Source organism: Solirhodobacter sp., from assembly GCF_964715405.1.
In genome coordinates this window covers 1-24076 of sequence record NZ_CBAICG010000004.1, presented here as the reverse complement: position 1 = coordinate 24076, position 24076 = coordinate 1, and the positions used below count along the sequence as shown (strand labels likewise).

13 protein-coding genes are annotated in these 24076 nt (G+C 60.4%); 10 read left to right on the top strand and 3 right to left on the bottom strand.

All coding sequences use genetic code 11. From position 1 onward, the window contains the following. Nucleotides 1-135: 135 nt before the first annotated feature. On the top strand, nt 136-1695 hold the full coding sequence (gene guaA / locus AC11WY_RS02450) for a glutamine-hydrolyzing GMP synthase (protein WP_482922181.1): 1560 nt from the start codon (nt 136-138) through the stop codon (nt 1693-1695). A 318-nt stretch (nt 1696-2013) separates the two neighbouring features. Beyond that, on the top strand, nt 2014-3270 hold the full coding sequence (locus AC11WY_RS02445) for a tyrosine-type recombinase/integrase (RefSeq protein ID WP_482922179.1): 1257 nt from the start codon (nt 2014-2016) through the stop codon (nt 3268-3270). Here the strand turns inward: AC11WY_RS02445 and AC11WY_RS02440 are convergent. Next, nucleotides 3248-3667: a helix-turn-helix transcriptional regulator gene (locus AC11WY_RS02440; RefSeq protein WP_482922177.1), complete on the bottom strand. Its 420-nt coding sequence runs from the start codon at nt 3665-3667 to the stop codon at nt 3248-3250. The genes AC11WY_RS02445 and AC11WY_RS02440 overlap by 23 nt on opposite strands. Nucleotides 3668-4132: 465 nt before the next feature. Here AC11WY_RS02440 and AC11WY_RS02435 point away from each other — a divergent pair, with 465 nt between their 5' ends. The 8 genes from AC11WY_RS02435 to AC11WY_RS02400 all read left to right on the top strand — a co-directional run bounded on the left by AC11WY_RS02435 (nt 4133) and on the right by AC11WY_RS02400 (nt 22884). Continuing rightward, nucleotides 4133-4471, top strand: a complete 339-nt coding sequence (locus tag AC11WY_RS02435) for a HigA family addiction module antitoxin (protein ID WP_482922175.1) — start codon at nt 4133-4135, stop codon at nt 4469-4471. A 44-nt stretch (nt 4472-4515) separates the two neighbouring features. Further along, nucleotides 4516-6651, top strand: coding sequence for a GmrSD restriction endonuclease domain-containing protein (locus tag AC11WY_RS02430; RefSeq protein WP_482922173.1), 2136 nt, complete (start codon nt 4516-4518; stop codon nt 6649-6651). Then, the gene (locus tag AC11WY_RS02425; protein WP_482922171.1) at nt 6648-11822 is read left to right on the top strand and encodes a DEAD/DEAH box helicase; all 5175 of its coding nucleotides are present in this window, start codon (nt 6648-6650) and stop codon (nt 11820-11822) included. Before AC11WY_RS02430 ends, AC11WY_RS02425 begins: the two co-directional genes overlap by 4 nt. Continuing rightward, on the top strand, nt 11822-14587 hold the full coding sequence (locus tag AC11WY_RS02420; RefSeq protein ID WP_482922169.1) for a helicase-related protein: 2766 nt from the start codon (nt 11822-11824) through the stop codon (nt 14585-14587). Before AC11WY_RS02425 ends, AC11WY_RS02420 begins: the two co-directional genes overlap by 1 nt. 3 nt (nt 14588-14590) lie before the next feature. Further along, nucleotides 14591-18943: an Eco57I restriction-modification methylase domain-containing protein gene (locus tag AC11WY_RS02415; RefSeq protein ID WP_482922167.1), complete on the top strand. Its 4353-nt coding sequence runs from the start codon at nt 14591-14593 to the stop codon at nt 18941-18943. After that, complete coding sequence (locus AC11WY_RS02410; RefSeq protein ID WP_482922165.1) at nt 18927-20906, top strand: hypothetical protein; 1980 nt, start codon at nt 18927-18929, stop codon at nt 20904-20906. Before AC11WY_RS02415 ends, AC11WY_RS02410 begins: the two co-directional genes overlap by 17 nt. A gap of 3 nt (nt 20907-20909) precedes the next feature. Next, nucleotides 20910-21665 carry an HNH endonuclease gene (locus AC11WY_RS02405; RefSeq protein ID WP_482922163.1) on the top strand — a complete coding sequence of 252 codons (756 nt, stop codon included), beginning with the start codon at nt 20910-20912 and terminating at the stop codon, nt 21663-21665. A gap of 193 nt (nt 21666-21858) precedes the next feature. Beyond that, nucleotides 21859-22884, top strand: a complete 1026-nt coding sequence (locus AC11WY_RS02400) for a LysR family transcriptional regulator (protein WP_482922161.1) — start codon at nt 21859-21861, stop codon at nt 22882-22884. On the opposite strand, the gene AC11WY_RS02395 is transcribed toward AC11WY_RS02400, so the two are convergent. Together AC11WY_RS02395 and AC11WY_RS02390 are read right to left on the bottom strand one after the other, a co-directional pair. Continuing rightward, the gene (locus AC11WY_RS02395; RefSeq protein WP_482922159.1) at nt 22832-23056 is read right to left on the bottom strand and encodes a DUF2274 domain-containing protein; all 225 of its coding nucleotides are present in this window, start codon (nt 23054-23056) and stop codon (nt 22832-22834) included. The genes AC11WY_RS02400 and AC11WY_RS02395 overlap by 53 nt on opposite strands. Before the next feature lies 1 nt (nt 23057). Continuing rightward, a partial coding sequence (locus tag AC11WY_RS02390) for a TraB/TrbI/VirB10 family type IV secretion system protein (protein ID WP_482922157.1) occupies nt 23058-24076 on the bottom strand: 1019 nt, incomplete at its 5' end.

Genomic DNA, 24076 nt, shown 5'->3' with positions numbered 1-24076 from the left:
AAAGCGACAAAACCGCTGTCGCTTCCCGGCCTCCCATCCTTCTTCCTGGTGAAAATACTCCGGGGGCGCGGGGGCTGGCCCCCGCCCGGCCCCATCCCCCTTGCGCGACGCCGCCGGTCGCAATATCCCGCGCGGATGACCCAGCATGACCGCCTTCTCATCATCGACTTCGGCAGCCAGGTGACGCAGCTGATCGCCCGCCGCCTGCGCGAGTTGAATGTCTACTGCGAGATTCACCCCTATCAGAAGGTCACCGACACCTTTCTGAAGGACTTCGCCCCCAGGGCGGTGATCTTCTCCGGCGGCCCGGCCTCGGTGATCGACGCAGGCTCGCCGCGGCCGCCCGAAGCGGTGTTCGATCTCGGCGTGCCGATCCTCGGCATCTGCTACGGCCAGCAGGTGATGATGCAGATGCTGGGCGGCAAGGTGGAACGCGGCCACGGCACCGCCGAGTTCGGCCGCGCCTTCGTGACACCCACCGACGACCGCCTGCCCCTGCTGGACGGCTGGTTCACCGACGGCGGACGCGAGCAGGTCTGGATGAGCCACGGCGACCATGTCTCTGAAATCGCACCGGGTTTCCGCGTTTATGGCACCTCGCCCAACGCCCCCTTCGCGATCACCGCCGACCCCGCGCGCCGCTTCTACGCCGTGCAGTTCCACCCCGAGGTGCACCACACCCCCAAGGGCGCGCAGCTTTACGCCAACTTCGTTCGCCTCGCGGGTTTCACCGGCGACTGGACGATGGGTGCCTACAAGGACGAGGCGATCCGCAAGATCCGCGCGCAGGTCGGCGACGGCAAGGTGATCTGCGGGTTGTCGGGCGGCGTCGATTCGTCGGTCGCGGCCGTGCTGATCCACGAGGCGATCGGCGATCAGTTGATCTGCGTCTTCGTCGACCACGGGCTGTTGCGCCAGAACGAGGCCGCCGAGGTCGTCGCGATGTTCCGCGACACCTGGAACATCCCGCTCATCCACGCCGACGAATCCGATCTGTTCCTGACCGCGCTCGAAGGCGTCAGCGACCCCGAGCTGAAGCGCAAGACCATCGGCCGCCTCTTCATCGACGTGTTCCAGAAACACGCCCATGACGTCGGCGGCGCGAAATTCCTCGCCCAGGGCACGCTTTACCCCGACGTGATCGAATCGGTCAGCTTTTCTGGCGGCCCCTCGGTCACGATCAAGAGCCACCACAACGTCGGCGGCCTGCCGGAAAAGATGGGCCTGAAGCTGGTCGAACCGCTGCGCGAACTGTTCAAGGACGAGGTCCGCGCCCTCGGCCGCGAGCTTGGCCTGCCGCCTTCCTTCATCGGCCGCCACCCCTTCCCCGGCCCCGGCCTCGCCATCCGCTGCCCCGGCGCGGTCACGCGCGAAAAGCTCGCGATCCTGCGCCAGGCCGACGCCGTCTTCATCGACCAGATCCGCCGCCACGGCCTTTATGACGAGATCTGGCAGGCCTTCGTCGCGCTGCTGCCGGTAAAGACCGTCGGCGTGATGGGCGACGGGCGCACCTATGATTACGCCTGCGCGCTGCGCGCCGTGACCTCGGTCGACGGCATGACCGCCGACTACTACCCGTTCAGCCACGACTTCCTCGGCGAGACCGCGACCCGGATCATCAACGAGGTGAAGGGCATCAACCGGGTGACCTACGACATCACCTCGAAACCGCCCGGCACGATCGAGTGGGAATAATTTTTGCCCATCCGAGGGTATCCGAAACTACGCCAGAATACGACGTAACAAACTGAAATATATAAATAATTGTCTAGTAGACTTTCGGCGTCTATCGCCGGGCTAGCCTGCGAATTGACGGTATGGCTGACGGTATGGCCCATCTTGTCTCAACTCAAAATCGGATATACCGTCAGAGGTAAGAGAGCTTATGACGGTATATTTTCTGATCTAACTAATTGTAATATAAAAGAAAATATCTGTCACGAATGGTCGTTTTTGACCTGACGGTATAAATGGACGCTCTCCGGCATTTATAGGCTATTCTGGAGGGCGGAGATGCTAACCGACGCTGCAATCAAAGCACTGAAACCAAAAGAGAAATTATACAAACTTGTGGACCGTGACGGTATGTACGTCGTGGTTCAGCCGTCGGGTGCGATCGTGTTCCGCCTAGACTACCGGCTGAACGGACGTCGGGAGACGTTGACGTTGGGTCGCTACGGCCCGGCGGGCCTCTCGCTGGCGCGGGCGCGCGAAAAAGTTATCGATGCCCGGCGCGCCATTGCGGAAGGCCGCTCGCCCGCACAGGAGAAGCAACGTGAGAAACGCCGCCTCCAGGAGGCGAAGTGCTTTGGCGAGTTTGGCGAACGCTGGCTTCAGGAAGCGCGAATGGCCGATAGTACGAGGGCCATGCGCAGATCGATCTTCGAGCGCGACATCCTTCCGGCCTTTCGCAACCGGCTGCTTCCGGAAATCCTGCCGGAGGATTTACGCGGGCTGTGTGCGAAGGTGAAGGAACGTGGGGCGCCGGCAACGGCGGTTCACGTCAGAGACATCGTGAAGCTGGTCTTCGCTTTCGCCATCTTGCACGGCGAAAAGGTCGCCAACCCGGCCGACGAGGTTGGCCCGGCGTCGATAGCGACCTTCGTGCCGAAGGACCGATCTCTGTCTCCGGGGGAGATCCGCATCATGCTCGGACAGATCGAGCATGTGGCGACGCTGCCGACGATCCGGCTCGGGATAAAGCTGATCCTACTGTCGATGGTGCGAAAGAGCGAATTGCAGGATGCGGTTTGGGATGAGGTTGATTTCGAGAACGCCGTCTGGTCGATCCCGAAGGAGCGTATGAAGCGCTCGAAGGCGCACAACGTCTACCTGTCGCAGCAGATGCTCGACATCTTCATTGCTCTCAAGACCTGCGCCGGTAACTCGAAATACGTCCTTCCGTCGCGTTACGACGCGGACGCTCCGATGTCGCGGGCGACTTTCAACCGGATCACGACGGCGGTTGTGGAAAGGGCCAAAAAGGAGGGTTTGCCGCTGGAGCCCTTTACGGTTCACGATCTCCGGCGAACCGGTTCAACTCTGCTGAACGAGTTGGGCTTCAACAGCGACTGGATCGAGAAGTGCCTGGCGCACGAAGACGGTCGATCTTCGCGGGGCATATACAACAAGGCTGAATATGAGCATCAGCGTCGGCACATGATACAGGAGTGGTCCAATCTGGTGGACGCCTGGGTCGCCGGTCGGAAATACACGCCGACTCTCTATCCGCCGACGATGGATCTGCTCACGCCCGAACCGGATGTTTGATGGGGCGTGTCTTGCGAAGCTGGACGTCGGGAATGGGCGCGCGTTTCACAGCCTTGGCGCGTGAGGCGCGGCGCCGTTCCTCCAGCCACGCCTCGACTTCGGCGAGATCCCAAACCACGCAGCGAGACGTGAGATAGAAGCGCTGCGGGAATTCGCCGCGTTGTTCCATGTCATAGATGGTGGTGTCAGCCAGCGGGACCATTTCCCGGAGTTCATGCCGCCGAATTGTTCGGCGCACTGTAGTTTCAATCCGCTGTCTCACCTGTAGTCCCTCCATCGCATCGGATGCGAGGAATAGAAGGCGATAGACGCTGATACTTGAAGCCAGAATCGGCGAGCGTAGTGACGACGCGTGCTCTGGCGTGCAGATCGGATGTGCGGCAGAGGTCAATTCCATCAAGAACATACCTTTGGAAAACTATGAATATGCTCGACGATCCGTCCACAGGTCCCGCGCTGGATACAGCACCGAATTCCTCCGCTCAGGAACGCATCAGTTTTGGTTTGGAAGGCGTATAGTGTCGCTTGACGCTATTCGTAACCTTGGCTAGCTTCAGCCATGCAGATCAGAAACGTAGTCCATGACGGGCTGCGCAAGTTCATCTCCGACGATGATGCTGCCGGTCTCGCCCCCGCCGTCGCAACGAGAGTGCGTCGGATCGTGTCCTTTCTTCAGGACATGGACGGGGGAGATGAGGTCCGGACGGTTCCAGGTTGGAGCACGCTCTCGCTGGCAGAGGGCGCCTTGGAGAGGCTAAGCATTCCGGTCGCGGAGGGCTGTCGTCTCATATTTCGGGTCGATAAAGGGCAAGCCGAGATCCTCGATCTCGATTGGTTAGACGGCCGGTAGGAGGCGGCGACGATGGCGATGGGCGGTATGAGGCTTAGAAACCCTGCGCATCCAGGCGGTTTCGTGAAGAGCGAAGTCATCGAGCCGTTGGGGCTTTCCGTCACCAACGCGGCTCAGGCGCTGGGGGTTACGCGAGCGGCGCTGTCAGCGGTTCTCAATGAGCGAGCGCATCTGTCACCGGAAATGGCGCTCCGTCTGGAAAAGGCATTCGGCGTCTCGATGGATACCCTGATGCGCATGCAGAATAGTTACGACATCGCTCGGACGCGTGAGCGGGAAGCGCAAATTAAAGTCGCTCCCTTTCAGGGCGCAGCGCCCGACGTGTGTCCGACCGCCGGTCTGACGGAATAGAAGCACAATACATTGGGCGCGCGGGCGGCGCGGAAGGGGTTTTGATGAAGATTTCGACAGCACTGGAGAAAATCGACGAGCATCAATTGTTTGTCCCCGCCTTTCAGCGTGAGTACGTCTGGAAGCGGGATGACGCGAAGCAGCTGGTCGACTCCCTCATCAAGCAATACCCCACCGGCACGATGCTGACCTGGGAGACGGCGAACCCGCCGGAACTCAAAGGCCCGCATAAATACAATGAAAAGCAGGGAGCCGTTCGCATCCTGCTGGATGGCCAGCAGCGCATCACGACGCTCTACATGCTCGTGCGCGGCGAGATCCCGCCCTACTACACCGCTTCCGAAATCCTGAATGATACGCGCGGCCTGTACGTGAACGTGGAGACCCTAGAACTCGCCTATTACACGAAAAACAAGATGGAAAATGACGCGCGATGGCAAAACATCACGGACATTTTCCAGCGGAAAATTCGCGCCAAAGACATTGTCCGCGAACTGGAAAAGAAAGGTGAGACGGTCAGTCGCGAGCGCGACGATGTGATGGATGACAACACGCGGGCGATCGAGAACATCCTCGACCGGGAGTTTCCGGAACAAACCATTCCTGTTCGAGCCAGCGTGCGTGAAGCCATCGACATCTTTTATAAGGTGAATGCTAGCGGCGTGTCGCTCACCGACGCCGAACTCGCGCTTGCTCAGATTTCGGGGTACTGGCCGGAAGCTCGTGACACCTTCAAGAAAAAGCTGAGCGAGCTGGCCGAGAAGGGCTTTGTCTTCAAGCTGGACTTCATCGTTTACGTCCTGCTGGGCTGCCTCTACCACCTCGGCTCAGAGATGAAAAAGCTCCACGACGCCGACAACGACGAAAAGCTGCGCGCAGCGTGGAAGCTGCTGGACGGTCAGGTCCTTGATTACGTCGCAAGCCTGATGCGGTCTCATGCCTTCGTCGACCACACGGATGAGATCAACTCCGTTTACGCGCTGATCCCGATCACCGTCTATTGCTTCGAAAAAGGCGGCGCACACCTGAATGATGCGGAGATCCGCAAGCTGGTGAAGTGGTTCTACTACTCCCAGATCAGGACGCGATACGTCAGCCAGCTCCCTCAAAAATTGGACCGCGACCTGCGCACGATCAAGGAATCGAAAAACCCATTCGATGAGCTGTTGGCGGTCATTGAGGAGGAGCGGCGCCTGGAGATCACACCCGACGAATTCGTCGGCCGATCAATTTCCCACCCGCTCTTTGGCCTCCTGCGCTGGTATTTGAAGAGCCGTAACGCCGTCTGCTTCACGACCGGTGTCGCACTGCGCCAGGCCATGGGCAAAAAGTATGCGCTCGAGAACGACCACATCTTCCCGTACTCGAAGCTAAAGGCCCAGGGATTCGGCCAGGAAAATCGCCTGAAATATTCGCTCGCGCAGGAACTGACCAACCGCGCAATTCTGACCCAGATCGCCAATCGCACCAAGAGCGCCACGGACGCAAAGGCATATCTCGCCGACGTGAAGGAGCGATTCCCCGATAGCCTGGCCCTGCAATGCGTTCCCGAAGACCCTGCACTGTGGGAAATCGAGAACTACGAGGCCTTTCTGCAAGCCCGGCGTAAAGCGTTGGCGACGCATCTCAACGCCTTCCTGAAAGGCATCACCGACACCAAGCCGCCGGAAGCCGCCATCACTCTGGAAGAGCTGATTGCCGAGGGTGAGGACGACGAACTGGAGTTCAAATCGTCCCTGCGCTGGGACTTCAAGGAATTGGGGACCAACAAGAAACTGGAGGAGGTGATCGTCAAGACGGTCGCGGCCTTCGCCAACAGCCAGGGCGGGACACTGCTCATCGGCGTCAGCGACACTGGCGAGATCCTTGGTCTCGAAGGGGACTATCTGTCGCTCGGCGGCGCAAACCGGGACAAATTCGAGTTGCACCTGCGCAACCTAATGAACGGCGCGTTTGGAGCGGCCTTCGTCAGTAGCAAGCTGAAGGTGCTGTTCCCGGCTATCGGCGAGGTCGAGATTTGCCAAGTCGATGTTCAGCCATCAGCGAAACCCCTCGTGCTCACCGTGAAGGATAAGAACGGCGTCGGCCAAGAAAAATTCTACGTGCGCAGTGGCAACTCCTCTCAGGAGTTGTCTCTCGCCGAAATGCCATCCTACCTTGCCGAGAGGTTCCAAAAATGAAGGCGTTCGAATTCGACCATCGTTTGATCGACTCCTACGCCAGCTTCTCGCGGTCATTCAGCACCATTCGGTCTGACGACCTGAAGTCTGAAATCGATCACCAATACGACGCTGGGCGCTTCTGGCCAGACGCCCTTCTGTCTCTCAATCCCCGATATCTTCAGGGAGCGACAGTGGATGATCTGGTCGCTTCGGGCGACCTCGACGAAGCGACTGGTCGCATTTTCCGTTTTGGCGCGACGCCGATACGGTTTCATCGACATCAGGCGCAGTCCATCGCCAAGGCACGCACCGGCCAGAGCTACGTCGTCACAACCGGCACGGGTTCAGGAAAGTCGCTCTGCTTTTTCGTGCCAATAGTCGATGCGATCGTCCGAGCGCGAAAAGCCGGGAAGGCACGCAAAACGAGTGCGATCATCGTCTATCCGATGAACGCACTGGCCAACAGCCAGATGAACGAGATCGATAAGTTCATCTCCCAGTCCGGCCTGCCAAGTGATCTCAAGCCGATTGTCCGGCGTTACACTGGTCAAGAAAGCCAAGAAGAGCGGCGACGGATTGCCGACGACCCACCGGACATCCTCTTGACCAATTTTATGATGGCCGAACTACTACTTACGCGCCAAGATAGTCTCGACATCAAGGTGATAGAGAACGCAACCGGTCTGAACTTTATCGTTCTCGATGAGCTGCATACCTATCGCGGTCGCCAAGGCGCTGATGTCGCCATCCTCGTACGCCGCCTTCGAAATCGTTGCACGCCCGGCAAAGCGCCAATCTGCATCGGGACCTCGGCCACCATGGCAAGCGAAGGATCCGAAATCAGCCGCGCACAGGCCGTCGCGGACGTTGCCTCGCGCCTTTTCGGTACGTTCATCGGTCCGGAATCCGTTATTGACGAGTCGCTTCAACGGGCGACGGATGATTGCCTGAAACTTGAGGATGTACGATCGAAGCTCGCGCCTATCCTGACATCTTCACTGCCTGATATACTGACAGATGAAGTTCTGACCAAGCACCCATTGGCGGTTTGGACCGAACTGGCTATCGGGCTTGATGACAAACAGGAACTCAAGCGCAAAAAGCCAATTCCATTCCAAGATGCAGCTGAACTGCTGTCGAAGGATAGCGGCGTAGAGATCGAGACCTGCCGATCTGCGCTTGAGTCATTCTTGACCCGTATTAGCCTTCCGGAGACGGAACGAGGGGGCTTGGGAACAGGCGCATTTCTAGCGTTCAAACTTCATCAGTTCATCTCGGGCGCTGGTGAGACATTCACCACGCTGACCGAAAAGCCGAGAAACGTGCTGTTCGAGGGTCAGCTCGAAGATCCCGACGCACCGGGACATCGGCTCTATCCGACCCGGTTCTGCCGGGGATGTGGACATGAGGTTCACGTCGTTTCCAAGAGCGATGATGTCGATGGGGTGCGGTTTATTCCAAGGAACATCGATGATGCGCCTCTCGACGATCAAGAAGGAGACACTGCTGGCTATCTGACCCCCACTAGCGGTGACGATCCAGATTATGCCTTCACCGGTGACATCGAGACCTACCCGGAGGATTGGCGAGAAGAGCGTAATGGCGTCGAGCGGCTTCGGGCGAACAGGAAGCGCCGGGCTCCCCAGATGATAAAGGTAGCTCCAGATGGACGCCCAGATTCATCTGGGAGAAGTTTTTGGTTCATTCCGGGGAAATTCGGTTTTTGTCCGTGCTGCCTCGATCAGCCGCATCCGAGTATGCGCGAACGCACCAAGCTTGCAGGCTTATCCGGTGAAGGCCGCAGCTCAGCCACGACACTTCTAGTTTCGACCGCCTTGGAATGGATGAATTCGAGGAACAGCGGCGTTCCAAAAGAGAAACGCAAGCTGCTCGGCTTCACGGACAACCGCCAGGATGCGGCTCTCCAGGCGGGTCATTTCAATGACTATCTGTTCGTAAGTCTGCTGCGTGGTGCGATCCTGCGGGCGGTTCTGGACGCCGGCGACGATGGTATGGCCGAGGACGAATTCGGTCTCCGAGTTGTAAAGGCGCTTGGATTCACCGCGGCTAACAAGGACGCCCGTATCCATTGGATGATGGATCCGGAGTCAGGGGCCGTAGTCCGCGAAGACGCGCAACGCTCTTTAGCGAAAGTTCTCGCCCATCGGGTCTGGACTGATCTCCGCCGGGGTTGGCGCTACACGAACCCGAGTCTCTCCGTTCTCAAGCTCATCGACGTCGCCTTCATCGGGCTCGATGAGATTGCGGCAGACACCGAACGGATGGCGGCCATCCTGCCGGATCTCGGCAAGCTCGACGCGCCAGCGCGGAAAGCGATGTTGAAACTGCTGCTCGGCGCCATGCTCGACGGCCTAGCCGTCGGTACGGAAGCTTTGGATCTGACCGAGCTCGACTCCGTGGCCCAAAAGTCACGAAATCTGTTGCGGTCACCGTGGGCCATCGACTCGAAGGAAACGCCCAGAAGTCGCACGGCGATGTTTTTGCAAGCGCCGGGCAAGGACAGGGTGGGACTGCGGGAGGAGCAGACGATCATCCGAGCGGGACATAACTCCCGTATCGGACGCCTCATCAATCGCAAGAGCGTCATCGGGACCAAGCTTGGGAAGTCGGACTACCTGAGCGTGATGACCGCCCTGATGGAACTCCTTTCGCAGGAAGGAGTGGTGTCTCGCGTCGACATCGAGGCTGACCAACAAGGTTGGCGTTTGTCACCTTCAGCTGTTCGCATCGTTCCTGGCGAAGCAGTTAGGAAAAAGACCGCTCAGGGAAACCTATATTTTCATGATCTTTACAATGAGATCGCTGAAGATCTGAAGGCCGGTCGTAGCAGTTTTTGGGGGCTGGAAGGTCGTGAACACACCGCCCAGGTGTCGCAACGACAGCGCGAATGGCGCGAGTGGCGCTTCCGTTTTGAAAAGGAAGACCAAGAAAATCTTACGAAGAATGCCGGTGAGCTCAAGGCGGCAGGAGAGTCGGAACAGTTCCTGCCAGCTTTGTTTTGTTCGCCAACCATGGAGCTTGGCGTCGACATTTCCGCGCTGAACGCCGTCTATCTGAGAAACGTACCCCCGACGCCGGCGAATTACGCGCAACGCGCCGGCCGCGCCGGTCGCTCCGGGCAGGCAGCCGTGATCGTAACCTATTGCGCCGCGCAATCGCCGCACGACCAGTACTTCTTCGAACGGCGGAACGACATGGTCGCTGGCGTCGTTCGGCCTCCCGCGCTTGACATCACCAACGAAGAGCTCGTGCGCTCACACCTACATGCCGTCTGGCTTGCGGAGGCGAAGCTCGCTCTGTCTCCGGACATTCCGGAAATCCTCGATCTAACTCAGACCGGCTATCCTCTCAAACAAGAGATTCACGATGTAATCGACCGACCTGAGTTGGCCATAGCAGCGCGCCCCACAATGAAGCGCGTGCTCGATCAGGTGCTCGCCTCGGTGGATGGCCGGAAACCAGTCTGGATGAGCGAGCCTGACGATTTCGTCACTGCGGTCGCCCAGCGCGCACCGCTGGAGTTCGACCGTGCCTTTGATCGATGGCGTGAACTCTACAACTCAGCCCGAACCCAGCTTATGGAAGCCAATGCCCGATCAGAGATTACAGGACTCTCTGGTGCGGATCGCCGTCGGATAAAGGCGGCGCAGATGCAGGCGAGCGACCAGATCAGCATTCTGGAACAGGGTAAGGCGACAAACGGCTCAGACTTCTATTCCTACCGCTACCTGGCAACGGAAGGATTCCTACCAGGGTATAATTTTCCTCGGCTGCCGCTCTATGCCTTTATCCCCGGAGAGGGAAAGACCGGATCGTTTCTCCAGCGCGCCCGTTTCCTGGCGATCTCGGAATTCGGTCCGCGTAGTCTGATCTATCACGAAGGCCGGGCGTACCGGGTCATGAAGGCGAAGCTTCCGCCGGAAGTCCGTACGGGAGATGGCGCCGAGCTCGCCACGAGAGATATTTTCATCTGCCCGAACTGTGGCGCCTGCCACGACGGCGAGGTCGAACGCTGCCACGCTTGCAACACACCGATGGCAGGCGAGGTGCCGGTGCAAAGGACGCTGAGGATCGACAATGTTGAGGCCGCGCCGGTAGAGCGCATCACGGCAAATGACGAAGAGCGGGTCCGGCAGGGCTTTGATATTCAGACCGTTTTTTCCTGGCCGAAGCGAGACGGCCGGATTCAGATCGTTGAGGCCGACTTCCGTTGCGACGACGCCTCGATCCTCAAGCTGCAATATGCCAACAGCGCCGAGATCAGTCGGATCAACAAAGGGCTGAAACGGCGCGCCAATCAGACCGTCTTCGGTTTCTATATCGATCCGCGCAGCGGTTACTGGGCGAAATCGAACGACGAAGATCCTGATGTCGATGTGCCGCCTGATGTCGTTAGACCGGTGCGGATCGTCCCCATCGTCCGCGATCACAAGAATGCGCTTCTCTTCCGTTTCAGCGACCCCTTGGCCTATGCGCCGGAGACGATCGCGACGGTGCAGCATGCAATCATGCGGGGAATTGAGGTCGTCTTCCAATTAGAAGAGGGCGAAATTCTCGGCGAACCGCTGCCCGCTCGCGACAATCGGCGCGCCGTCCTTGCCTACGAAGCCACGGAGGGCGGGGCCGGGGTGCTAAGCCGGCTGGTCGAGGACCCGCAGGCCCTTGGCAAAATCGCCAGGGAAGCGCTGCGGCTCATGCACTTCGAAAACGTCGACGAAGCGATCGCAAAGGGCGATTCCACATTGCTTCATAGTCACGACGGGGAGGCCTGTGTCCGCGGCTGCTATCGCTGCCTGCTGTCGTACTTCAATCAGCCCGACCACGAATTGATCGATCGGACAAGCGATGAAGCAAAACAGATGCTCATCGATCTGGCGCGTGGGCAGGTGGTGGTCGCTGTGGCGCCAGACGGGGCGTCAGAAGGCGGTTCTTGGGCGAGCACCTTCAAGGTTGCGGGGGTACCGGCGCCCGATGCCTCCACAGCCAGCTTCGCCGGTCAGGAGATGATTTTCGCCTGGCGCAGCCACTTTGTCGCCGCCAGCGTCGCGCCCATCGGCAAGGCGGCGCGAGAGGAGGCGGAAGCTAAAGGCTGGACGCTGTTCGAGTTGCCAGAAGTTGCCGCGGGCGTCCCCGATGCGCTGGTGTCGATGTTTGGGGAAAAGGCTTGATGACGATGAGTTTCGCCCCCGGAGATCTGGTTCGCGCCCGTGGGCGCGAATGGGTCGCGCTGCCGTCCCTACAGGACGGCATTTTGGCTCTCCGACCTCTCTCGGGCGGCGAGAACGACAGGGTTATCCTCGACCCGGCGCTTGAACTTCTTCCGGTCGAGCCGGCCCGCTTTGACCTGCCTGCCGACGCGGCCGCAACCGTTCAGGCGAAAGCGGCGTTGCTCGCCGATGCGATGCGCCTGACCCTACGCCGGGGCGCCGGCCCCTTCCGCTCAGCCGCGCAACTCGCCTTCGAGCCACGAACCTACCAGCTCGTACCCTTGCTGATGGCCCTTCGCTTGCCCGTACCACGCCTGTTGATCGCCGATGACGTCGGTATCGGCAAGACGATCGAAGCGGGCTTGATCCTGCGCGAACTCATGGACCGGGGTGAGGTGGACGCGTTCTCGGTGCTCTGCCCGCCGCATCTCGTCGAACAATGGGTTGGAGAGCTGAAGGATAGATTTGGGATAGAAGCCGTCGCGGTCACTTCCGGCACCGCAAGTCGGCTGGAGCGTGGCCTGCCTCTCACACAAAGCCTCTTCGATGCCTATCCCTTCACTGTTGTCAGCCTCGACTACATCAAGGCCGAGAAACGCCGGGAAGGATTCGCTCGCACTTGTCCGGATTTCGTGATCGTCGATGAAGCCCATGCCTGCGTCGGCACCCACAAGGGTCGGCAACAGCGGTTCGAGCTTCTGTCCGGGCTGGCTCTGAATCCGGACCGCCGGATGATCCTTCTCACGGCAACCCCGCATTCCGGGGACGAGGAAGCCTTCTCGCGCCTTCTCTCTCTGATCGAGCCATCATTCGCCGCGGCGAACTTCGATGACGCACGATATCGGGAACGTCTGGCGCGGCACTACGTGCAGCGCCGCCGGATCGATCTCACCTCAGGGGATTGGGATGAAGATCGCGCCTTCCCGAAGCACGATACGACGGAGTTTCCTTATCGCCTTTCGAAGGCGCATCTCGAATTCCAGGAGGCGGCGCTGGATTACTGCCTCGGGATCGTCTCCCGAGCGGGATCCGGGCAAAGGGAGCGACGCTTGGCGTTTTGGGGAACGCTGGCGCTGATGCGTTGTGTCGGCTCTTCACCGGCTGCGGCTTTGAGCGCTCTGAGAAACCGGGTTGCAAACGAAAGCGATCGACTTGAACCGCAAATTTTCGACGAGGACGGAGACGAAGAGGACGCGGTAGATCTCGAGCCTGGCACGGCCTTTCAGATCGATCCTGAACTCCGTTCGCTGGTGACGCGCGCCGAGCACCTGGCCGACGAAGCTGATCCGAAGCTAACCGCTCTGGTGGATGCCCTGACGCCTCTCATAAAGAAAGGCGCAAATCCGGTTGTGTTCTGTCGCTACCTGGCAACGGCCGAGCATGTCCGAAACGGGCTGCGCAAGGCTTTTCCGAAGCTGATGATCGAAGCCGTCACGGGTGTTCTTACGCCCGATGAGCGGCGTGATCGCGTGGCCGATATGACTCCCGCTGACGAAGAAAAACAGGTTCCGCGCATCCTCGTTGCCACCGACTGCCTTTCGGAAGGGATCAACCTTCAGCAGCTCTTCGATGCAGTGGTCCACTACGATTTGTCGTGGAACCCGACTCGGCACCAACAGCGCGAGGGACGGGTCGATCGGTTCGGCCAGCCGGCGGAGCTTGTCCGATCGATCATGATGTTCTCGCCTGACAGCGCGATCGACGGCGCTGTGCTCGACGTCATCCTCCGTAAGGCGAACAAGATCCGAAAAACGACGGGTGTGACCGTTCCGCTGCCGGACGAGCGTGGTCCGGTCACGGACGCGCTGATGGCGTCGATGATGCTTCGGCGTGGAACGCACCAGCAGCTTTCACTCGATCTTCGGCTCGACGATGGGACGCGGGCGATGGAGGCGAGTTGGCGGGACGCAGAGGAGAACGAAAAGAAGTCCCGCGCGCGGTTTGCGCAAAATGCCATGAGACCGCAGGAGATCGCTCCTGAGTGGCAAAAGGTGCGGACGCTGCTCGGGTCTCCGGCAGATGCGAGGCAGTTCGTTGAACGGGCGATGGCGCGTTTCGGGGTGCCGCTCGAAGCGCGGAAGACCGTTCTTCTTGCCCACGTCGATGCGCTTGAAGCTGGCCTGCGCGGGCGTTTGGCAGAACATGCGTTGAACGGATCGGTGCGGCTCGCAACAGCCGAGCCGGCGCCGTCAGGCACCGCGCTGCTGACTCGGACGCACCCCCTGACAGCCACACTTGCCGAAGCGCTGGTCGAGGCGTCGCTTGACCCGGAGGCGCTTGCAGGACTCGGCATTGGTCGAGTGGGCGCCTGGCCGACGGTGGCGGTGCGGCAAGTGACTCGTGTTGCGTTGCTCCGCATCCGGTTCAAGCTGACCGTCCATGCACGCAAGGAACGCTTGCTGCTGGCGGAGGAAGCCGCCCTTGTCGCGATCCAGGGCGGCCAGTTCGTCGCGGCCGGCGAAGCCGCCCGAGAGTTGCTGAACGCGCCCGCCACGGCTGATTTGGCGCCCGCTGCGCGCGACAGGTTCATCGTGGGGGCGAAGGAGGAATTGCCCAGCTTGCTCAAGGGACCGATCGCCGACTTCGTACACTCGCGCGCGGAAGAACTTATGGCGGACCATGCGAGGCTCCGCGCCGCATCCGGCACCGCATCGCGCGTCACGGTGGAAGCGGTTCTGCCACCGGACGTCATTGGCCTGTTCGCGCTGATGCCGGGTGAGGTCTGAGCCATGGCGCGCAAACCAATCACGGATATGTCCGCCTGGCCCTCGCTCACCCTTGAGGGCAACCTTATAGCTCCCGCCATGGTCGCCAGCGTCGACCGCAGGCAAGCCCCGGAACAGGCCGAAGAGCACTACCGCGTCCGTAAGGGGCTGACGATTCGCGAGGAGATCTCGACCGCGTTCCGGGTGGGTCAATCTCATTACGATGCCTTTGCAAAGCTGCAGAACCCGTCGGTCGAGGCGACGCGACGGTTCGTGCGCGGATTCCTCGCCGAAACTTTCGGCTTCGAAGATCTCGCGTCGGCCGACGGCATGATCTCCTTTCTTGCTGGTGGCCGCGTTCCCATCGTCGTCGTCCCGCCTTCCGACGAAAAGCTTGATCGGCGTAGCCCGACACTTTCGATCGACCGCTCGCGGTCACCCGCCCTCGCGTTGCAGGATTATCTCAACGACAGCGAACAGGCCCTTTGGGGCCTGGTCACGAACGGAAGCGTGATCCGGCTGATGCGCGACAATGCCTCGCTGACACGCCCGGCTTATGTCGAAGCCGACCTGGCACAAATTTTCACCAATGAGGACGCAGCTTCCTTTGCCGTCCTTTGGTCACTCATCCACCGCACGCGGTTCGGCACCGCCGGCGCGCCCGTCACCGATTGCGCACTGGAACGCTGGCGGGAGGCCGGCACGCGCGAGGGCGAGACAGCGCGCGACCGGCTCGCCGCGCAGGTCGAAGTCGCGCTGAAGGTGCTCGGATCAGGCTTTCTGGAAGCGAACCCCGATCTTGCCACTCGGCTGCACTCTGGTGAGGTCAACCTGACGGAATGGTTCAACGAACTGCTGCGCCTGATCTATCGCCTGATCTTCCTAATGGTGGCTGAGGACAGGAACCTGCTTCATCCCGATGCGGTGAGTCCGGAGGCGCGCAAGCTCTATGCCGAGGGCTACAGCCTTGCGGCATTGCGTGTGCAGAGCGTCCGCGCGGCGTCGTGGGACAAGCACCATGACCGTTACGAAGGCATCAAGATCGTCTTCCGCGCTCTGGCCCACGGTCAACCGACGCTTGGCCTGCCGGCGCTGGGCGGTTTGTTCGCCGCCGGGATGCTGCCGCATCTGGAAACCGCGCGGCTGCGCAACCGGGCCTTCATGGAGGCCCTTTACCGCCTCTCCTGGCTACCGGGAAAAGCCGGCGTGGCGCCCGTGAACTGGCGCGCGATGGAAACCGAGGAGCTGGGCTCGGTCTATGAATCGCTGCTGGAGCTGCAACCGCAACTAGGCGAAGACGGGAAGACGTTGGTCTTCGCGTCTGAATCTGCCGAACAGAAGGGCAACCAGCGCAAGACCACTGGCTCCTACTATACGCCGGATAGTCTGGTTCAGGCGCTGCTCGATACGGCGCTGGATCCCGTGCTCGACAAGACCGAGGCAGAGGAGATCGATCCTGTTGCCGGGCTGCTAAAGCTGAGCGTCATCGATCCAGCTTGTGGTTCCGGCCATTTCCTCCTGGCGGCCGCCCGACGTATCGCCACCCGGGTCGCGCGGATCCGCGCAGAGGGCACGCCGTCGCTAGCTGATTTCCGACACGCGTTGCGCGATGTCGCGCGCAGCTGCCTTCACGGTGTGGATCGCAACCCCATGGCAGTAGAGCTGACCAAGGTTGCACTCTGGATCGAGACTGTGGATCCCGGCCTGCCGCTGGGCTTTTTCGACGCGCAAATTCGTTGCGGTGATGCTCTGATCGGCGTGCTCGATCTGAAGGTCCTCGAAACAGGTATCCCCGACGCCGCTTACAAATCGTTGGCTGGCGACGACAATGAGGTGGCGAGATACTACGCGCAAAAGAATAAGCGAGAGCAGGCTGAAAAAGGCCGAGTTTCTGAGGGGTTTGGTTTCTACCGCGCCAGCGATCTGTTGCGCGATTTCGAAGCTCTACGAGCCATGCCGGAAAACACGGTCGAGCAGATCGAAGCCAAAGCGGCGCGCCTCCGGAAACTGACAATCCAAGGTGCCGCTGCTTGGCAGCTTGAAACCGCATGCGATCTCTTCGTTGCAGCCTTTCTGCTGCCGAAGTTGAAAGGCGGACCCCACGCGGGGCCGGATGGCCTACCGCGCCGCGGCGCCGAAACTGTGCCGACGAGCGGCACCGTCTGGGAATGGCTGCGCGGTGTCCAACCGTTTGGACCGCTAATCGGAGCGGGCGTGGACGCCGCTCACAATGCGCGAGCGTTCCATTGGCCTCTCGAATTTCCCGACGTGATGGCCCGCGGTGGGTTCGACGTAGTATTGGGTAATCCTCCCTGGGATACGATGAGCCCGGATTACAAAGAGTTCTTTTCAACCTATGATCCAAATGTCCGCCACCTGTCTCCTGCGGATCAAAAGATCGCTTATGAAGAACTTCTGCTTGATCGCAAGATAGCGGAACGCTGGGAGCAGCATTGTGCGGCACTTTACGCCGCCGTCCATTTCATAAAATCGAGTGGCCGCTACAGGTTGTTTTCCGAAGGCAATCTTGGAAAAGGTGACTTCAACGTCTACCGCATGTTTATCGAGACTGCGTTGGCGGCTACCCGCGAAGGCCGCGTAGCGGCGCAGTTCGTGCCGGAAGGTCTGTACAACGGTGCGAATGCCACAGCTATTCGCAAGGAGCTTTTCACAAAATTTCGCGTCGAGAAGCTCGCGGGCTTTGAGAACTCCAGAGGGATTTGGTTCCCCGCGGTTGATACTCGGATGAAGTTCTGCCTCTACGTAGCGTGGAAAGGTGGGCAAACGGAGCGGCTTTCGGCGGCATTTCGGGTCAATACTCAGCAGAAGCTCCAGGATCTTTTGGCGGGACGCATACTCTCGATCCCAGTAGCCATAGTCGAGGAGTTCTCGCCCGACGCAATGGCGGTGATGGAGTTCGCCGCGCAGTCGGAAATCGATGTTTGCGCGAATATGTATGGGCGCTATCCGAAGTTCGGGGCCGAAATCGAAGGCATTCCATACCGGCACTATATGCGCGAAGTCGACATGGGAACGGACCGCGGCCTGTTCTCTGAAGGCGATGATGGTTTACCCGTCTTCGAGGGACGGATGATCGACGCCTACGACTACCGAGCCAAAGGCTATGTCTCCGGTCGCGGTCGAGCGGCTGTATGGGATGATCTGCCCTTTGGTTCGCATGGCAAACGCATTCAGCCGCAATGGCGCGTCCTGCAAGCGAAAATTCCTGACAAACTCGCTGGGCGAACTGATCGCTACAGGATCGGATTTGGGGACGTCGCGAGCCCGACGAATCAGCGCGCACTGATCGCAGCGTTGTTGCCAGCAAGAAGCGTTAGCGGCCACAAAGTACCGACAATAGAGTTTGTCGACGGCTCCATGGAATACTCGTTACTCTGGCTGGGCGTTGCTAACTCCCTCGTGATGGACTACCTCGCACGCAAGAAAGTCTCGCTGACCATGTCCTACACAATCATGGACACTTTACCGTTCCCGCGGGACTTTGGACATACCCTCGCTGCTGCCGAGATTTCCCGTCGCGCCTGTGCGCTCTGCGCTGTCGGAGCTGAAATGCAAGCGTTCCGTGAGGCAGCTGTACAGGCTGGAATAATCTCGTCTCCAGAGGATGTCGTTGAAGATCCCGCTCATCGTGCGGTGTTGGCGGCAGAGATCGACATGTTGGTGGCGCGCGAGGTCTATGGGCTCAGCAAGGACGAGATGCTGTACATCCTCGATCCCGCAAATATTCTTGGAGAGGATTGCGGAATTGAGACCTTCAAGGCGCTTCGCAATCGCGAGCGGCGCGAATTTAATGAGTTTCGAACCCAGCGACTGATCTTAGAAGCGTGGGATCAGGTGACGGTGGCCGAGGCGAGGCCCGCTCTCTCCACTCTGCCGGATCGGGTCTGGATACGCGCATCGCTGCAGCCGAATGATTCCGGTGCTGCCCTCACTGCGATTTTGAAGGCGATCCATGGCCCCACAACAAGCCGGACCGTCCGTCTCGCCACCGCAATGATCTTGGAGCCGCATCTGCTGAGTTCGCTGCTTTCGGCTGCCCAAGCGCGGGAGTGGCGACGACTGGTTGGGCAAGAAGCCGAGCCGCGCTCGGGCAATGTGGTCGGCTTCGCAGCGCGCACCAATCAGGGCTGGGGCGTCGCCGTCTCCAACCACCGTGGCAACGGCAGGCTGATCGAAGACCTGTCCGCAGGAACGTGGGCGCCGGGACCAGGCCTCGATGCGTTCGATACGGCGGGCTGGCCCGACGGTCGGGCTTGGTTTGTGCTCGAAGCTCTGCGGCAGCTCGATCTTGATCAAACCATGACCTCGATGCCGGACGAGGTCCGGGGCTGGATTGTAGATGCCGCCGCAGCATGAAATGTTCGAGCTCCCGAAGCTCAGCCTGACTATACCGATAGGCCTGAAAGAGCCGCGGCTTTGGGTGCGGCGTTTGGCGATTTGGGAAGCGCCGGGTGGCCAGAAAATCCGCGACATCAAGCTTCGGCCGGGCCTCAACGTCGTGTGGTCGCCAGATGGGTTCGATGACGCCACCGCTGGCGGCGTACGCGCCATAGGCCACGGAAGTGGCAAGACGCTGTTTTGCCGCCTACTACGCTACTGCCTTGGCGAGCAGCGCTTCGCAGACGAGACCCAGCGGGAAAGCATTGCGCTCGCCTTGCCGAACGGTGTCGTCGGCGCGGAGGTGATGCTCGACGGCGTGTGCTGGGCTGTCGTGCGGCCACTGGGAATGCGGCGCCGACATGTCGCGATGGCTGAAGGCAATCTGGATGAGATCGCGGCCGGCGACGGCGCGACCACAAGTATCGACCCGCTGATCGAGGCCATCGAACAGGCCATCGTGACACCCGGAGTCGCGGCCCTGGCTCGCCTCCAGCCGGACCAAAAAGCATGGCCGATCGCGCTCGCCTGGCTTACCCGCGATCAGGAATGCCGCTTCGACGATGTTCTTGACTGGCGTTCCCCGGCATCCGGCTCTGACGCGCCGCTTCCCGCGAGCGGACGTGAAACCGGCCCTCGGCGTGAGGCGCTTCGGGCATTCCTTATGGCGATCACCGAGGAGGAACAGCAAACTCGACGCGCGGAGGAAGCGCTGCGAGCCGAAGTCACCACGGTAGAGCGGGAAGCGTCCTACCTCGATTGGGATCGCAATCGACGCCAAGAACGACTGATTGATCAGCTCGACCTCGGCAGACAGACCTTGCCGGAGATGCCCCTTCTCCTGGATCTGTTCCGAAAGTCCGCCGATGAGCGGCTCGCTGCGGCTGCACAGCTTCCGACTGGTGACACCTCGGAACTCGGGCAGGCCCGGAAGGCGTTGCAGGTAGCCCGTGAAGAACTGCGGCGGACTGACGAAGAACGCATCCGCGTGGAAGCGCAGATACCGGCTGAGAAGCAGGTCCTGACTCTGCTCTCCAGCGAAATACCAAGTCTGTCAGCGGCGGCGGAGAATGCGGCCAGTCAAGTGTGTCCGATTTGTGAGGTGCCAATCGACAAGGCGCTAGCGGAGAAATGCGGCCTTTCCCACAAGCTGCACAATGAGACAGAATGCCGAGCCCGCCTCGCTACCAAGCGCCAGGAAGTCGGCGATCAGAAGCAAAAGATCGACGGCTTCGAGAGTCGACTAAAAGCTCTTCAGCCAGCCGCCGCGCTCGGGCGCCAACAGGTCGAGCAGGCGGAGAAGCGAGTTCAAGCCATCGAAATCGTGCGCGACGCGCGCACGTCCGCCTGGCAGGCGGCCTCGCGACTCAAGGAAGGCGTCGAACGGTTTACGGAGCTATCGACCGAGCGCGACGAGGTCCGAAAGCGGCTCCGCAATCTCGAGGACAGGTTGACCAAAGAACGAGAACGGCTCGCAGCTTTCCGCGACAAGCAGGGCCTTACTTTCGGCCGAATAACGGAAAAATTCTCCGCCATCGTTCGTCGGCTTGTCAATGATAATGCTAAGGGAACCGTGACGCTGAGCGGCGATAGACTGCAATTGGCCGTCGATGTCGACGGAGATCGCCGTACAGCCGCCATCGACTCGCTGAAGGTGCTGGCTTTCGACCTCGCCTGCCTCTGTTTGAGCATCGAGGGCGCAACGCGCATCCCGGCATTCCTCGTTCACGATAGTCCCCGTGAGGCTGATCTCGGTCTTAGCATCTATGACGAGCTGTTCCGGCTGATGCGCGAGCTTGAGGAAATGACCGGAACAGCGGCCTTTCAATATATCGTCACGACCACTACCCGCCCCCCTGATGACCTCCGCTGCGATCCTTGGCTGAGGCTGACCCTGAGAGGAGCGCCTGGGTCGGAACGTCTCATGGCGCGAGATCTATAGACAATGATTGAAGCGCCCCAGTCCTTTGTGGTTCGCGAGGAATGTGAGAAGGCCGCCTCGCAGAACGGTTTTCGACGTGTTCTAGGCGAAGAAGCCGGGTGGCGAGCTTTCGCTTCCACCACGGCGCACGGAGTTATCTATCTTGCCGCCGAGGGCATCAATGGTCCGTGGTTTCTCGCTGTAGATCATGCTGGCGCAGTCGCTGAGCTCGAACCGCCTTCCGCGGCTGTGCGAGGCCCCGGCAAAGCCCGTTACGCCTTCGCAACTCTGCGCGAACTCTACGCTGCGCTCGATCGCGTATACGCACTTGGCCTCAGCCTTCCTGACGCGCCGCTGCGCGAGTTCGAAACCCGCGTCGCGAATCTGCCGCGGACCACCGAGGCCGAGCGTCTCGTCGTACAGCGGATCGGCCAGGACATTTTCCGTGCCCGTCTGATGGACTACTGGCAAGGCCGCTGTCCCCTGACCGGCATAACCGACGCAGCCCTACTTCGTGCCTCTCACATCGTACCCTGGGCGGAATGCGAGACCGACGCGGAAAGGCTCGACGTGCACAACGGCCTCCTCCTCTCGGCGCTGTGGGATGCCGCATTCGACCGCGCGCTTGTGACCTTCGACGACCAGGGCCGGCCGGAGTACTCGCCGAGTCTCAGCGATCAAGCTCGTTCCGAGCTTCGCTGGAGCGCACCCATCACCCTGACGGATGAACATCGCCGACGGCTTGCCCGCCATCGGGAGCGCGCCGAGTTTCAATCGTAGGTTTGGATTTCAATGAGACGATTTGCTGGATGCGTGAAACGATATATGCCCACACCCGAGGCGACTGCCAACTTGCACGACGGGGAAGTTAATCCATGGGGCTCCAACTCTGTGTGCCCAACCTCAGGCGTTAGATTCGCGGCTGGAGAACCCCTTTTCAGGAAATTGAACGGCGCGATCAGCGGATGCATTGATGCACGGCAGGCAGCGAAACTGTTTCCTGCTTTGCGACTTGATCGGTGAGGCTGTCGATTTGCCGGTACAAGTCCGCCACATCCAGTATGTGATTGCTGCAGCGGACCACGGCAGCTTTCGTCGCGCAGCGGCAGCTTTGGGAATACAGGAATCGGCGATAAGCCGCCGAATCCGCGAACTCGAGGAACGACTCGGGACCGCTTTCTTCATTCGCTCTCCAAGCGGTGTGGCACTCACCCACGCGGGAAAGCAGTTTGTCCAACGCGGGCGTAAAGCCTTATTGGAAATCGGCCTTGCAAGGGCCGAGGCGACGGCGATCGGACGTGGTGAAGATGGACACGTCAGGATCGGGATATTTTCATCCTTGGCGTCAGGATTTTTGTCCGACCTGATCGAATCCTTCGGCATCAACCATGTAGCAGTGAAGCTGACGTTCATCGACGGCAATCCGGCTGAGCATGTCGCGGCGATACGAAAGCATCAACTTGATGTCGCGTTCATAACCGGCGCCGCGGACTGGCCAGGCTGCGATGGTCGGCAACTCTGGACCGAACGCATCTATGTCGTGCTCCCGACCGACCATCGGCTTGCCGGTGAGGGGGAAGTTGATTTCGCAGAACTTGCTGGCGAGCCCTTTATTGTCAGCGAGAGTGCGCCGGGCGAGGAAATCCACGATTATCTCGTCAAGCGACTTGCCGATCTGGGACGCCACCCTGAAATCCACCATCAGGCCGTCAGTCGCGATAACCTGATGCGCCTCGTGGCGCTCGGCCGCGGTTTGACGGTCACGAGCGAAGCGACCACGGCGGCGCAATTTCCGGGCGTCATGTACCGCCCCATCGCTGGCGAACTTTTGCCTTTCTGCGCGGTTTGGTCGCCGCAAAACGACAATCCGGCTTTGCATCGACTTCTCGAGATGGCCAGGTCCATGGCTGGGATCGGGCAATCGCGGGAGATCGGCGAGTTTCCTCCTAAACTGGCCGACTCTGCTTTGCTTTCGCAAAAGCCCGATCCGTCGCAATGAATCGCGCTAGCATCGGAACGATCAGTCGAACCGGATCGCTTTGCGTTTTGCCTGACTCGCGGCCCAGGATCTCCGCATAGGCGATAAGGTCGCGATGCAGGCTGGCCGGCAGTTCGATAGCGACCTTCACGGGCTTGTCGTCTGCGATGGGGGGCAGTTTCAGCTTCGCCATTTCAGCCTCCATAGGGTTCGAGCACGAGATCGCGCGTAACGATGACGCGTACCGGAAATCCGGGCCGGACCGTCAATGTCGGCGCGATATTGAGCTGGCGGCTGACGATTTGCTGTCCGGTCTGGCTGATGCTGTTGGAAGCGCCTGAGCGCAGCGCCTGAACGAGGCTGTTTTCGTTCTGGCTCGTCCCGGCCTCGGCGCCGACGCTCAGAATGGTCGACAGCGCGGCAGCTTTGAGGAGTTCGCCCCAATGGTAGTCGACGCCGTCTTCAAGGCCTGCGTAGCCCTCGGCATCCGCGCCCGGTTGGCGCTCCAGGACGAACGAGCGACCATTGGGGAACAGGAGCCTGTTCCAAACCAACAGCACGCGGCGCTGCCCGAAACCGACGCCATTGTCATACTGACCGATCACGCGCGTACCCTGCGGCACGAGAAGGATATGGCCCGTGGGGCTGTCATAGACGTTCTCGGTGACCTGCGCGGTGATCTGGCCTGGAAGGTCGGATCGGATGCCGGTGATCAGCGCGGCTGGGATGACGGCGCCCGCCTGGAGCACGTTTGCCGAGGCAGGCGCCGCCACGCGATCGGTCGAGACCGTGCGCTTGTCTGGGGTCTGATTGAGGAAGGCGAGTTGGCGGTCTTGCGCGGATGGCGTGGCAGGCTGGGGCGCGAGGCCCAGGCTCGCGAGGTCCGGCTGCGGTAGCACCGGCATCGTGGCGGGCGCGGGCGCGTTGTTGGCGGGCCTGGTCTCGGTAGATGCGAACAGGTGCGCTGTTCTGGCCGACTCCAACTCCTGATGACGGCGTTGCTCTTCCTGATCGATCCCCGAATTGGGCGCGCCGATGTTTGGGGTCGGCACCGGTTGGCCAGAGTTTTGTGCGTTGAGGATCGGGCGACCGAGATCGCCCGGCAGCGGCGGCCCCAGCTTCGGCACACCCGAATAGTCCTTTGGCAGACCCGCGAGCCCGTCTGGCGTCGTGCGATTGTCGGTGGAATACAGCTCTTCGTGGGTCTTGCCGC